A 14,589-nucleotide genomic window follows, 5' to 3' on the forward strand; every position below is an offset into this window, starting at 1 on the left:
CGAACCGCCCGAGCGACAGAGTGGGTCTGACCCACTCTGTCGCTCACTGTGTCGCTGTCGTCATCCGTCGAACAGGTGGGTTCGCAGGAAGCTGAAGATCAACGCTTGCATCGTTGCCTGCTGGGTCGCGTCGGCGGCGCCGCCGTGCCCGCCCTCGACGTTCTCCCAGTAGGTCACGTGCTTGCTGGCCGCCAGCAGCCGAGCCGCCATCTTGCGGGCGTGGCCCGGATGGACCCGATCGTCACGCGTCGACGTCGTCAACAGCATCGGCGGATACTCGGCATCGGCATCGATCAGGTGGTACGGCGAGTACGTCTCGAGGTACGCCCAGTCGTCGGGATCGTCCGGATCACCGTATTCGGCCATCCACGACGCACCGGCCAGGAGCAGGTGATATCGCTGCATGTCGAGCAACGGCACCTGACAGACCACGGCCCCGAACAGCTCTGGGGTCCGGACGTACATGTTGCCGACGAGCAGCCCGCCGTTGCTGCCACCCGAGATGCCGAGCCGGGAGGGCGAGGTCAGCCCCCGGTCGATGATCGCCCGAGCGACCGCTTCGAAGTCCTCGTAGACCCGAGGACGGCGCTCGCGAAGAGCCGCTCGATGCCACGCCGGTCCGTACTCACCTCCGCCGCGGAGGTTCGCGAGCACATACACCCCACCGTCGGCCAGCCACGACCGCCCGACGACCGCCGAATACGCAGCGACTCGCGGCACCTCGAACCCGCCGTATCCCGTCAACAACGTCGGCACCGTCCCGTCCGTCGAAGCGACACGATCGGCCGCTCCGACCACGAAGTACGGAACGCGCGTGCCGTCGGCGCTCACCGCGAAGTGCTGCTCGATCACGACGTCGGCGGCGTCGAAGCGACTCGGTGCCTGACGCACCAGCTCGGGCGGTGACCCGTCCGACACCGACACGATCGAGATCGTCTCCGGTGTCACGAAGTCGGCGCCGACCAACCAGACGTCGTCGCGCTCGCTGGAGTCGACAGCGGCAACGGCGAGCGTCCACACGTCCGGTGTGTCGAGCGGCTCCAGCGTCCAGTCACCGTCGGGCGAGGCGGGCGGCACCGCCACCGACACGACGTTGCGGACGTCGTCGAGCACGTTGACGACGACCCGCGAGCGCGTGCAGGTGAACCCGTCGAGCGCTTGAGTCGGCAAGGGCACGAACAGCGGCGCCAGTGTCGACGTCCCGGCGAGGAACCCGTCGAGGTCGGCCACGAGCAGTGAACCGCTCGGATGGACCGCGTCGCCGACGGCGAGATCGGAGCGGATGGAGACGAACACCCAGCGTTCGTGCACCCGAACCTCGGCATCGTCGGGAACGTCGATCGCCACCAACTCATCCCCTTGCAGGATCCACGTGCGACTCGTGAAGAAGTCGGGAGCCCGCTCGAAGACGTGGTGCTCGTAGCCGGGAAGGGTCGACACCGACACACCGACGGCGACGTCGGACTCCTCGCCTTCGAACACCACTTCCGACTCCTCGATCGGGGTCCCTCGTCGCCACCGTCGCACGGTGCGCGGGTAGCCCGACCGGGTGAGGCTGCCCGGACCGAAGTCGCCGGTGACGTACACGGTGTCGTCGTCGATCCAGGTGAGGCCGCCCTTCGACAGCGGGCGAACGAAACCACCCTCCGCCTCGGGGACGAAACGCTTGGCGACGAGATCGAACTCGCGGGTGACCGACGCGTCGGAGCCACCTGGCGACAGGTCGATCAGCGCCCGGGTGCGGTCGGGCCGCCGGGTACTCGATCCGTGAAACACCCACGACTCGCCCTCTGCACGTCCGAGTGCGTCGATGTCGAGGACCGTCTCCCAGCGCTCCTCACCTCGCCGATACGCATCCCAATCGGTTCGGCGCAGCAGCCCGCGACGGTGGTCGGCATCGGTCCAGAAGTTGTAGACGACGTCACCGTGCAGCGACGGGGACGCGATCCGGTCGTCGGCTTCGAGCACGCCGAGCGTGTCGGTGCGTATCCGGTCGAACCACGCCGTGCCGAAGAACGCTGCCTCCGACTCTGCGTTGCGGCTCCGCACCCACGCGAGAGCGTCGTCACCCTCCACCTCCTCCAGCCACAGCAACTCGTCAGGGGTCGTCTCATCCGTCACCGCCACGACGGTACCGAGACCAAAATCAGCGCACACATCACCGGCCAAGTGTGAGACTCGGGCGATGAAACTCCGGTCCGTAGCTCTCGCGATGGCGCTCCTCACCGGCGGCGCAGCCATCGGCGCAACCACCCAACACCTCGCCTCGGCCTCGGTGTCCTCCGGCGAACGACCCGTCCTCATCCCCATCGAACCCTGCCGACTCGCCGACACACGACCCGCCCTCAACACCATCGGCCCGCGCTCCACACCGCTGGGCCCTGCTGACACGCTGACGATCGACGCGCAGCAATCCGGCGTCCCGTGTAGCGGCGTCATCCCCACCGACGCCAGCGCACTCTCACTCAACATCACCGCCCTCGGCGCAACCCAACAGTCCTTCCTCACCATCTGGGCCAGCGGCGACCGACCACTCGCCGCAAGCCTCAACCCCGCACCCGGCCAACCACCCGTCCCCAACGCCGTCACCACCGAACTCTCCGCCGACCAAGAATTCCGCATCTACAACGACGCCGGCACCGTCAACATCGTCGTCGACGTCAACGGCTACTACGTCGACCACAACCACGACGACATCTACTACCGGCGCGACGCGATCGACACCGCATTGCAAGGCCTGCAGGCATCGCTCGGCGTCAAGGCAGACGACGTCGACGTCTACACGCGCGATCAGCTCTACACGAAGGCCGAGGTCGACGAAGCGCTGGCCGCTGCGGTGCCGCGGGTGACGCAGTTCCGCTACGGCGACGGCCTGGTGCTCCAGGCGAACGCATCGTTCCCGGGCTTGTCGGTGTCGAACGGCGTCCTCGTCGGCTCGTTCCGCCAGGTGGGGCCGTTCACCAAGCAGCGCAACGACACCGTGTTGCGAGTGACGTGGACGAGTCACGTCGGCGCGTCCCTCCTCCCGACCGACGTCAACGGCGCGCTCTGCCACTGGGAGCTGCGCATCGACGGCCAGCGCGCCGACCCGTTCTCGTCGTTGACGAGCGGCGCGTCGATGCTCTACGAGGCCAACCCGGAGGACGCCCGCCAGCTCGTGCCGTTCACCGTCGTCGACTACTTCGACGGCATCTTCGCAGGGACCCACGAGGTCGACCTGTGGTCGGTGTCGTCCTCGCCGAACGAATGCGTCGAGAACAGCGGCGGCTTCCAGCGCATGGTGACGGTCGAGGAACTGCCGGCGACGTACGTCTTCCAGCAAGATCAGTCGTGAGGACGAAGCGGCGACGGACGGTCACGGGCCGCCCGTCGCCGCTGAGCTCAGCAGCCAGCCGCTCGACAAGATCTCGACGTCGCGTTCGCTGACGTCGCACTCGCTGACGTCGCGGTCGAGTTCATCGGCCGGGGCGGCTGATCGGTGAATGCGCCGGTCGACATCGACGCCCGACCACAGCGACTCGCCACGACGGTCTCGAACCCAAGATCGGCGCGAGCACCCTCGCGCGAGTGTGAAGCTCAGCAGGACACCTGCTCGGGGGGACTGACCAGCTGCGGCGCGTCGGCCAACCAGGGCACGTCGTGAGGCCGCGTCTCGACCTGGCCGGCAACGGACACGCCCCCAACGCCTCGACGGCCTGTCGAGGACCTACGACTTGGCGAGGAATTCTTCGTCGCGGTCGCTGAAGATCAGGTCGAGTTCGTCGGCAAGGAGCGGGTGATCGGCGAGGTCCGGGTCGGCGTCGACGATCTCGAACGCCGCAGTGCGGGCGATCTCGATCAACGCTCGGTCACGTCGCAGCGACGCCAGCTTCAGATCGCTGCGCCCCTTCTGCGCCGTCGACATCAGCGTGCCCTCCCCGCGCAACTCCAGGTCGACCTCGGCGAGCGCGAACCCATCGGTCGTCGCGACCAACGCCTCGACGCGCGGGTTGCTCTCCTCGTTGTGCTGCGTGACGAGCCAACAGGTCGAGGCATGCTCGCCTCGACCAACCCGGCCGCGCAGTTGGTGCAGTTGGGCGATACCGAAACGATCGGCGTCGAGGATCACCATCACCGTCGCGTTCGGCACGTCGACGCCGACCTCGATCACGGTGGTCGCGACGAGCACGTCGAGCTGGCCGGACCGAAACAACTCCATCGTCAGTTCCTTCTCCTGCGACGGGAGCCGACCGTGCAGCAGACCGATCCGCAGCCCGCGCAGCTCGTCGTGGAGCAGCCGGTCGAACGTCTCCTGGGCCGACGCCACCTCGAGCTTCTCGCTCTCGTCGATCAGCGGACACACGACGTACGCCTGACGACCGGCCTTCACCTCGTCGCGCACCTCCTGCCACACGCCGGTCTCCATCAGCGGCCCGTTCGCCCAGTGCGTCACGATCGGCGTCCGCCCCGGCGGCAACTCGTCGAGCACGCTGACGTCGAGGTCGCCGTACACGGTCATCGCTGCGGTGCGCGGGATCGGCGTCGCGGTCATCACCAGCATGTCGGGCGTGCGACCACCGGCGCTCTTGCCACGCAGGGCCGCTCGCTGCTCGACGCCGAAGCGGTGCTGCTCGTCGACGACGACCACGCCGAGCGACGAGAACTCCACCTTGTCCTGGATCAACGCGTGCGTGCCGATGACGATGTCGACCGAGCCGTCCGCCAACCCGGCCAGGACATCCTTGCGATCGGCACCCGTCACGCGGTTGGTGAGCAGTTCGACGCGCAGCGGTCGGTCACCGAACAGGTTCCCGGGGTCGGGCACCGTCACCCCGGTGAGCAGCGCAGCGATCCCCGTGGCGTGCTGCTCGGCGAGCACTTCCGTCGGGGCCATCAACGCCGCCTGATGCCGGCCTTCGACCGCAGACAGCATCGTCGCGACCGCGACGACCGTCTTGCCGGCGCCGACGTCGCCTTGCAGGAGCCGATGCATCGGATGCGGGGCTGCCAGATCGGCTTCGATCTCGGCGATGGTGCGCCGCTGCGCATCGGTCAACTCGTACGGCAACGACGACGTGAACCGGTCGACGAACTCACCGGTCAGTCGATGGTCGATGCCGCGCTGCTCGCGTTCCATCCGTCGCTTGCGGAGGACGAGGACCATCTGGACGCGCAGCAGTTCGTCGAACGCGAGCCGGCGTCGAGCGCGTTCTTTGTGCGAGATCTGCTCGGGCAGGTGGATGTCGTGCAGCGCCCTGCCACGGTCGATCATGGCGTGCTCGCGCAGGAGCGCGACGGGCACCGGGTCGGCGATGCCGCGATCGGCGCACCGCCGGAGCGATTCTCCGATCCACCCGGCCATCTCCCAGGTGTTGATCTGCGCCTTCTCGCTCTGCGGATAGATCGGCACGATCCGCCCGGTCTGGTCGCCGATGAGGTCGACCACCGGGTTCGACATCTGCAGTCCGCCGCGATAGGTGTCGGCTTTGCCGAACAGTGCGATCTGGAGCCCCTCGGTGAGCTGGCGTTCACGCCACGGTTGGTTGAAGAACACCACCTCCATCCGCCCCGAGCCGTCGCCCACGTTGACGTTCACCATCGTCCGCCGGTTGCGGGTCACTCGCTTGGTGACGGAGCGGACGGTCACCAGCACCAGCGCCTCCTCACCGGGAACGAGGTCGGCGATACGGGCTTCGTTCGTACGGTCGACCCAGCGGCGCGGGTACGTCGTCACCAGATCGAGGACGTTGACGATGCCGACCTGCTCGAGCGACGCCTGCTTCTTCGGCCCGACGCCGCGGAGTCGCTCGACGGGAATCTCCGCCAGATCGCGCAGCCGGATCGCGTTCATCGACGACGACACTAGGCCGCGGCGCCTGGCACCATGACCTTTGGCAGAGGTCGCAAGAGGCCATGGTGCCTGGCACGATGACCTTTCGCCGGCAACTCGTGGGTGCTACTCCACGCCGAAGATGTACGGGTACAACGGCTGGCCGCCGACGTGGACCTCGACGGTCACGGCAGCATGATGGTCACCGAGCCAGCCGGTCACCGCTTCGGTCGTGTGGGCGTCTGCATCGGTACCGGTGATGATGGTCATCAACTCGGCGTCGTCGTCGATGATCGTGTCGAGCAGATTGAGGATCGCTTCGAGCTGCGTCGTGGCGCACGACACGATGCCGTCGCCGCGAACGATGCCGATCCAGTCGCCCTGCTTGACGTCCTGCTTGACGTCGCCGATGTCGGCCGTCGTGTCGCGAACGGCCTGGGTCACCTCGCCCGTGGTCACCGACTCAGCTGCGTCCGTCATCTCCGCGCCGTTCACGTCGCAGGGTGCTTCGGGGTCGTACACGACCAGCGCGGCGAGCCCTTCGGCCATCGAGCGGGTCGGCACGACGACCACGCGCTTGGTGGTGAGCGCATCGACCTGCTCGGCCACGGCGATGATGTTCTTGTTGTTCGGCAAGATGACGACCTGGTCGGCATTGACATGTTCCACCGTGTCGAGCAACTCGGCCGTCGACGGGTTCATCGTCTGCCCGCCGGTCACGACACCCTGGACACCGAGTTGGGCGAACAACTCCACGAGGCCATCTCCCGTGCAGACGCCGACGACCGCGGTCGTGACCGGGGGCAGCCCGGCGCCCGGAGCAGCCGGATGCGGCGGCGCATGCTTCGGTTCGATACCGGTCATCTGCGCTTCGCGCTTGGCGTGTTCTTCGTCGACCTCCTCGAACAGGTCGGTCACACGGATCTTGCGGGGCCGTCCGCCGAGATCGAGCGGCACCTCGATCGCCGCACCGATGTCGTTGGTGTGGATGTGGCAGTTCCACAACCCTTCCCCGCCGACGACGACGATCGAGTCGCCGATCGCACCCCAGCCCTGCTTGAACTCGTCGATCCGCTCATCGTCGAGATCGAGGAAGTACATCACCTCGTAGCGCTGCTCACTGACGTCGAGTTCGCCCTCGACCCCCGACGTCCGGTGCGCGACCGCGTCGAACGCCGCGCCGACCGCGCCGCCGGTTCCGTCGTCGGGTTCGGCCTCGGGCAACGGTTCGCCATCGACGACGTAGAGCGCCGAGTCGAGCAGCAGCAGGAACCCGGCGCCGCCGGCATCGACCACGCCGGCGTCTTTGAGCACCGGGAGCTGCTCGGGGGTGTTGTCGAGTGCCGTCTTGCCGGCACGACGTGCCGCACGAACCACCTCGATCAGCGTGCCCCCGTCGTTCGCAGCGGCCTTGGCCCCCTCGGCGCTCTCGCGTACGACGGTGAGGATCGTGCCCTCGATGGGCTTGAGCACCGCCTGGTACGCCCCGGTCGAGGCGGCCTGCAGCGCGTCGGCGAACCGGTGACCGGCTTCATCGGCCGGCACCGTCATCGACTTCATCGTCGACGCGATGCCGCGGAGGATCTGACTCAGGATCACACCGCTGTTGCCGCGAGCTCCCATCAGCGAGCCGTGGCTGATGGCGTCACATGTTGCGTCGAGATCGTCGGCGGCGGCCGTTTCCATCTCGGCGACGACGGCATCGAGGGTGCGTGCCATGTTGGTCCCGGTGTCACCATCGGGTACCGGATACACGTTCAGTCGATTGAGGCCCGGCGCATGCACCTTGACCGTGTCTCTGAACGTGACGACCAGGTCGCGCAACGCTTCGGTGGTGATCCGTTCCAGAGTCGGCACGATCGACGAGTCTACGCCGGGCGGTTGAGCCAGACGTTCGCCGCACCGTGTTGGACCGGGGCTGCGGGCCGATAGCGTGGTCAGCCGTCCGGTTGCGGCTCGTCAGATGGTCGACGTAGCGGTCCGGTGTGCCGTCCGTTGCGGCCGACAGAACGACTCGCAGGAGAACTCATCATGGCATCGAAGTGTGAATTGTGTGGCAAGGGCCCGTCGTGGGGCATGTCGGTGTCGCACTCGCATCGCCGCACGAAGCGTCGCTGGAACCCCAACATCCAGCGCATCCGCGCCTCGGTGAACGGTGCCACCAAGCGTGTCAACGTGTGCACCGGCTGCATCAAGTCCGGCAAGGTCGTCAAGGCCGGCTGATCGCCGCCCCGACGGTTCCTGAACCAACTTTCCCGTCCTCGGCCTTTTCGCGGTACCTTCGTCGCATGCAGGGTGTCATCAAGGCGTACGACCCGACCACCGGTGACGGCCTGATCATGGCCGACACCGATCTCAACGACTACGAACTCTCAGCCAACGCGCTCGAGGGATCGGTCTTCCGCATGCTGCGGCAGGGCCAGCGTGTCGTGTTCGACCTCGACGACGCAGGGCGAGCCACAGCCCTGCGGCTCGGCTCGGAGGTCGACATGGGCACACCCGGCACGCACTGATCCGAGCGCTGCTCGGCCACGCAGCAGTTGCCTGCCAGCTGTCAATCTGCCTTTGCGATCACCGGTGCTCAGCTATCGCTTCGAGCGATGGACCTATCCGCGTTCGGAATGAAAGCGCTTACAGGGTCCTCTGGTCTTTGTGACGCCGACATCGTCCGTTTACGGTGAAGTCAGGCACAAGCGCACAGACAACGAAGTCTGCGTGCAGCGACTGACGAGGAGTCACCGATGAGTGGAACGAGCACCAACCAACGTTTGCAGGAGTGGGTCGCCGAGTGGGCAGCGATCATGCAGCCCGACGACATCTACTGGTGCGACGGCTCCGCCGAGGAGTACGACCAACTCTGCAACGACCTCGTGGCGTCCGGAACGTTCACCAAGCTCGACGAGGCCAAGCGCCCGAACAGCTACTGGGCGCATTCCGACCCCGGCGACGTCGCTCGCGTCGAGGACCGCACCTACATCTGCGCCGAGACCCAAGAGCAGGCGGGTCCGAACAACAACTGGCGCGACCCCGCCGAGATGCGGGCGACGATGACCGAGCTCTACACCGGCGCGATGCGCGGCCGCACGATGTACGTCGTGCCGTTCTCGATGGGGCCGCTCGGCTCCCCCATCGCCCACATCGGCGTGCAACTCACCGACTCCGCGTACGTCGCGACCAACATGAGGATCATGACCCGCATGGGACAAGGCGCCCTCGATGTGCTCGGTGACGGCGACTGGGTGCCGTGCCTGCACTCCGTCGGTGCTCCCCTCGAACCCGGTCAGGCCGATGTGCCGTGGCCGTGCGATGCCGAGAACAAGTACATCGTCCACTTCCCGCAGACCCGCGAGATCTGGTCGTACGGATCGGGCTACGGCGGCAACGCGCTGCTCGGCAAGAAGTGCTTCGCGCTGCGCATCGCGTCGGTGATGGCTCGCGACGACGGCTGGCTCGCCGAGCACATGTTGATCCTCAAGCTCACCAACCCCCAGGGAGAGTCGAAGTACATCGCCGGTGCCTTCCCGTCCGCTTGCGGCAAGACCAACCTCGCCATGCTCGTGCCGACGATTCCCGGCTGGAAGGCCGAGACCATCGGCGACGACATCTGCTGGATGAAGTTCGGCGACGATGGTCGCCTCTATGCGATCAACCCGGAAGCCGGATTCTTCGGCGTCGCTCCCGGCACGAGCCATCAGACCAACCACAACGCGATGGAGTCGATCTGGGGCAACTCGATCTTCACGAACACGGCGCTCACCGACCAGGGCGACGTGTGGTGGGAAGAGATGACCGATGATCCACCGGCTCGGGCGACCGACTGGCGAGGCAACGCCTGGAATCCAGAAGTCGACACGCCCGCCGCGCATCCCAATGCGCGCTTCACCGCTCCGGCGTCGCAGTGCCCGTCGATCGCCCCCGAGTGGGAAGACCCCGCAGGCGTGCCGATCTCGGCCATCCTCTTCGGCGGTCGCCGCCGCACGACGGTGCCGCTCGTGACCGAGGCCCGCGACTGGGAACACGGCGTGTTCCTCGGCTCGATCATGGCGTCGGAGAAGACAGCAGCCGCCGAAGGTGTGCAGGGCGAACTCCGCTTCGACCCGATGGCGATGCTGCCGTTCTGCGGCTACAACTACGCCGACTACTTCGCGCATTGGCTGTCGATGGCAGATCGCACCGACGAGGGCAACCTGCCGAAGATCTTCTTCGTCAACTGGTTCCGTCGCGACGACGACGGCCGGTTCCTGTGGCCGGGCTTCGGCGAGAACAGCCGGGTCCTCAAATGGGTCTTCGAGCGCATCGACGGCAGCGCGGAGGCGATCGACACCCCCATCGGCAAGCTGCCGACGAAGGACTCGCTGTACCTCGACGGTCTCGACATCGACGACAAGGACCTCACGGCGATCCTGTCCGTCGACACCGATGGCTGGAAGTCGGCCGTGCCGCAGATCCGCGACCACTTCGCTCAGTTCGGCGACAAGCTCCCCGCCGAACTGAACAAGGCCGTCGACGAACTCGAAGCCACCCTCTGAACAGTTGCTGACCAGTCGGCGGGGTTCCGAGAACCCCGCCACCTCCGCACGCAGTGGAGAAGCCCCGGCCGTTCGGCTGGGGCTTCTTCTGTTCTGCCACCGTCGACGCGGTTGCTGGAACCCGTCGACTGGGGTCAGCTCGGTTGGGAACGGCGGGTCCTGACGAGGAACGCTCCCATCAGGAGCAGTGCCAGCGCGAGGAACACGATGGTCTGCGGAGCGGTACCGGTTGCCGGCAACTCGAAGATCGGGCCGCCCGGCGCTCCCGCGCCGTCGGGGGTCGGATCGTTCGGTGTCGGAGCCGCAGGCACCGTGGCCGGGACGGTTGGCGTCGTCGGCGTCGTCGGCGTCGTTGGCGTCGTGGTCGTCGGCACTGTCGTCGTCACCGTCTGATCGTCCACCACCACGACGAACGAGGTCGTCTCGGTGTTGCCGGCCGAGTCCGACACCGTGCAGGTCACCGTGGTCGAACCGACCGGGAACAGCGTTCCGGATGCCGGTGCACACACGGTGGTCACCGCTCCGGAATTGTCCGTGGCCGCGGGGACCGGGTACGTGACCGTCACCGGCTCGCCGTCGGAGGACGCCGCGCCAACGCCGCCGTCGGTCGTCGGATCGGTGACGAAGACCGGCGGATCGACGTCGACCACGCGGACCACGAAGTCAGCCGTCGCCATCAACGACGAGGTGGGAGCGAACTCGTCCACATCGGGGCCGCCGTCGTCGGCGGTGCAACGGACCGTCGTGTCACCGACCGGGAAGAACGAACCCGACGCGGGCACACAGGTGACCTCCGGCGGTGCGGACCCGCCCGTCGCGGTCACCGTGAAGTCGACATCGGCACCGGCACGTCCGGGATCATTGTCGACGGCGAGGACGCCGTCGACGCCAGGAAGCGAGATCTGGATCCCAGGGATGAACGTCACCTCGTTGTCGTCACTGATCGCCGGCAGGGTCGGCGAGTCGTCGTCGTTGACCGCCGCCCCGTCGACGACATCGGCGATCACCGTGCCGGTCTGCGTCATCCCCGACACCTCGACGACGAACGCAGTGTCGTCGCCGCTGTTGGTGACCGTGGCAGTCGTGGCTCCCGCAGTTCCCGAGAGCTCGAGGTCGTCGGCGTCGAAGCCGGTCACCGGTTCGGAGAACACCACGTCGAAGCGCACGGACGTGTTGCTCGTCGGGTCGGCCTGAGTTGCTGCCTGCTCGATCGAGACGGAGGCTGGAACGTCGGCGACGGACACGAACCCTCCGAAGGACTCTGCGTCGAGTTCGCCGTCGCTGGCGTCGATCGCCACGGCGTACGTGTCCGGCTCGAGGTACGTACGGGTCGCCCTGAACCGGTTGGTTCCCGCCTCGTGCACGGCTGGCGACGACGAACCGTCGCCCCAGTCGACCGTGACCGACAGATCCTCCGGTGCCGTGTCGGGATCGTCCACCTCCACGCCGAGCGTCGTGAGGGAGCCTTCGACGCCCACATCCAGTTCGGTGATGTCGGCGATGACGGGCTTGAACGGCGACGGCTCGACGATGAACTCCTTCGACACGCTCGTCTCGTCGTCGTACGCCGTCACCGTGACGGTGTACGGACCCGGCGCGGTGTACCGGTGCGTTCCGTGGCCGATGACGTCCGAGAAGAAGTACGTGTTGCCCAACGAGTTGTCGAACCGAATGTCCTCGGGTTCGGAACCGTCGCCCCAATCGATCGAGATCCGTTCCACATCGAGCTGCGCGATCCCCTGGTCGGAGACGCGAACAGCGATCGTCGTGTTGCCGAGGTTGTCGAAGGTCGTCTCGAGCGTTCCGATCTCCGGCGCCACGTTGACGATGTTGAAGTACGACCTGCTCGCTCCGGAACTGGTGATCCGACCGTCGTCGACGGTGACGAGCAGACTGGTGAGCCCGGCGTTGTAGGTGCGCTGGTCGAGCGCCGTGATCGTGGTCTCGAGTTCGGTCCTGACACCGTCGGGCGGAAGGCCGGCACTCACGGTCTGGGTCTGGGTCGCCACCGGTCCACCCGGACGCCAGAGCAGGTTGAAGTTCAAGGAATCGAATCGGGTGTCGCGGGCCCTCATCCGCACCGGAATCAGGGTTCCCTCCTCGAAGTCCGGCACGAAGGCCGACGAGGTCGACGACAGCACCTTCCACGAGCCGCCGTGGAACAGTTCGACGACGAGGTCGTACGGACGGGAGTTGCGGACCCTGACCGACACGGTCGCTCGGCCGACCTCCTCGCCGCTGCAGCTTCCGAAGTTGGCCACGAGTTCGACCGGGACGAGGCCCGCTCGAAGGCTCTCGAACAGGTCGGCTCCGACCGACTCCTGCGGCGTCCGGAAGATGAATTCGGTGTCGCTCGCCTGGTAGCGCGATGCGTCGGCGACGCCGTCGCCATCCCAGTCGACCGAGATGCACACGCCGCTGAGGGTCGAATCGACCACCAGCCGACCCGGAAGCCCCTCGTTGATCGAACCATCCACCCAGTCCGTCATCGTCGGCTGTCTCTGCGTACGCGCCGTCAAGATCGCCGACAGCAGTACGACCTCGACCGGAACCGAGGCAACCGCCTGCGCTCCGGCTTCGTCGGTGACGGTCACGGTGACGGTGTACTGCCCCGGTCCGGCGAAGCGATGCTGTGCGGTCTTGCCCACATGGGTCGTCACCTCGTCGAAATCATCGCGTGCGACGGTCCAGACGTAGGTCAAGGTCTCGGATTCGGCATCGGTCGCATCCACCGCCAACGTGACGACATCTCCAGCGCCGACCGGATCGTTGGGACCGGTCACGGTCGGTCCGGCGACGATCATCGGTGGCGACCCCGAGAAGACCGCCGTCGCCGGCTCTGGCCCTTCGTCACCCATGACCAGGTGGTCGATCTCCAACACGATCTCGCACCGGGGTGGGGAGCACTCGGGCGGCTCGACGACGCCGTACTCGGCGATCGACTCGACGAGCAGCTTGCCGTCGACGAATCGGGCGGTGGCCTCACGTCCGTCGCTGTTGCGGTACGACAACACCGGCTCCAGGCGAATCGGGCCGGTCGGCTCGATCGGCTGCACGACGAACCAGCGATCCTTCACCCAGACCCGGTTGATCCCGTCGTCGACGTCGATGAACGTGAACGTGGGTGACAACGAACCGTCGGGCAGTACCCACAGCGGCGTGTCGGCATCGGGTTCGCTCGCCGGAACGGCGGCCGGGTCGGGTGTGGGGTAGTCAGGGCTGGTTGCGTTCATCATCGCGAGGAGGAGTTCGGTCACGCCACCTCCCGTCGTGGTCGCCGTGATGAGATCCGTCAGACCGATGGAGGAGGTCGCTTCGACATCCTCGGCCAGCTGGATCGGGATCTTCGAGTCCTCCACCACCTCGATGCCACGGATGATCGAGGTCACCACGGTGCTGATCAGAATCGCCGCCGGACCAGCAAACCGGAGCGCGGAAGCGGTCGCTCTGATGAACGGAAAGATGACGGTCTTCACAGCGCTGAAGATCGCCGTGCTGATGGCTACTGCCGCACCGTTCGAAGCGGCGTAGGCGCCTGCGATCACCAACGCTTTCGTCACCGTGGCCAAGGCGAGGTCCGCGTCGACACCGCCGAGCAACTCCGCCGAGGTGACCGAGGCGCCGTACTGGACGAAGTCCTCGTAGCTCGGCGGGTTCGGTCGCCCGGCGAACAGCTGCTGCAACCCGGTGCAGGCACCGAGCCCGGAGTACTCGAATCCTTCGGGCGGCTCGTAGTCGCAGCCCTCGACGTCCCATTTGTCGTACTCGGACTGCGCGTTGAGCGCTGTCTGCTGGCGCAGCTCCGCGTACCGGGCGAGGAACCAGTCGACCGCTCCGATCTCGACCGGATCGGTCAAGCCTCCTGCGCGCTGGGCGAGGTCGAAGAGCTCGGCGAAAAACCGGGCACGCACTTCGTTTCGGCCGTAGGAGAGGAGTTCGCCGCGAATCTCGTCGGTGAGCGTGGTCCCGCGATCGATGGCCATCATCTCGAGGACGCGCTGCTCGAACTCACAGATGGCACCCGTGGGGTACACCTGCACCACCGTTTCGGGACGCGGACTCGACGAACGACCGTCGGCTCCGATCACCGTGACTCCACCGCACGGATCACTGACGATGGCCGCGTCGGCGACCCGTTCGTCGACCGTGGCGACCACCGAGGTCACCACCACACCGAGGGCGCACATGAGCGCGACCAATCGAATCTGAAGTTTGCCCACCGTCATCTCCCGCGTCACGCCTTCAGACCAT

At 66.8% G+C, this 14,589-nt stretch carries 8 protein-coding genes; 4 read left to right on the forward strand and 4 right to left on the reverse strand.

What is annotated here, in order from left to right; translation table 11 throughout:
• Positions 1–60: 60 nt before the first annotated feature.
• Entirely contained in the window at positions 61–2,241 is a 2,181-nt protein-coding gene (locus ACE37B_RS03450; RefSeq protein WP_409921881.1) for a prolyl oligopeptidase family serine peptidase, read from the reverse strand.
• Here ACE37B_RS03450 and ACE37B_RS03455 point away from each other — a divergent pair.
• Positions 2,186–3,334, forward strand: a complete 1,149-nt coding sequence (locus ACE37B_RS03455) for a hypothetical protein (RefSeq protein ID WP_409921882.1) — start codon at positions 2,186–2,188, stop codon at positions 3,332–3,334. The genes ACE37B_RS03450 and ACE37B_RS03455 overlap by 56 nt on opposite strands.
• A 372-nt stretch (positions 3,335–3,706) precedes the next feature.
• On the opposite strand, the gene recG is transcribed toward ACE37B_RS03455, so the two are convergent.
• Together recG and ACE37B_RS03465 are read right to left on the reverse strand one after the other, a co-directional pair.
• On the reverse strand, positions 3,707–5,830 hold the full coding sequence (gene recG, locus ACE37B_RS03460) for an ATP-dependent DNA helicase RecG (protein WP_409921883.1): 2,124 nt from the start codon (positions 5,828–5,830) through the stop codon (positions 3,707–3,709).
• A gap of 105 nt (positions 5,831–5,935) precedes the next feature.
• A complete protein-coding gene (locus ACE37B_RS03465; RefSeq protein WP_409921884.1) occupies positions 5,936–7,666 on the reverse strand; it encodes a DAK2 domain-containing protein in 1,731 nt (576 codons plus the stop codon).
• Positions 7,667–7,840: 174 nt separating this feature from the next.
• Between ACE37B_RS03465 and rpmB the strand changes: the two genes are divergently transcribed.
• From rpmB to ACE37B_RS03480, 3 genes are all read left to right on the forward strand, one after another.
• Positions 7,841–8,032 carry a 50S ribosomal protein L28 gene (gene rpmB, locus ACE37B_RS03470; RefSeq protein WP_409921885.1) on the forward strand — a complete coding sequence of 64 codons (192 nt, stop codon included), beginning with the start codon at positions 7,841–7,843 and terminating at the stop codon, positions 8,030–8,032.
• A gap of 65 nt (positions 8,033–8,097) precedes the next feature.
• Complete coding sequence (locus ACE37B_RS03475) at positions 8,098–8,322, forward strand: hypothetical protein (protein WP_409921886.1); 225 nt, start codon at positions 8,098–8,100, stop codon at positions 8,320–8,322.
• Positions 8,323–8,550: 228 nt separating this feature from the next.
• The gene (locus ACE37B_RS03480) at positions 8,551–10,338 is read left to right on the forward strand and encodes a phosphoenolpyruvate carboxykinase (GTP) (protein ID WP_409921887.1); all 1,788 of its coding nucleotides are present in this window, start codon (positions 8,551–8,553) and stop codon (positions 10,336–10,338) included.
• A gap of 134 nt (positions 10,339–10,472) precedes the next feature.
• On the opposite strand, the gene ACE37B_RS03485 is transcribed toward ACE37B_RS03480, so the two are convergent.
• Complete coding sequence (locus tag ACE37B_RS03485) at positions 10,473–14,576, reverse strand: PKD domain-containing protein (RefSeq protein WP_409921888.1); 4,104 nt, start codon at positions 14,574–14,576, stop codon at positions 10,473–10,475.
• Positions 14,577–14,589 lie beyond the last annotated feature (13 nt).

This window comes from Ilumatobacter sp. (genome assembly GCF_046290335.1).
In the GTDB taxonomy this organism is placed as follows: Bacteria; Actinomycetota; Acidimicrobiia; order Acidimicrobiales; family Ilumatobacteraceae; genus Ilumatobacter_A.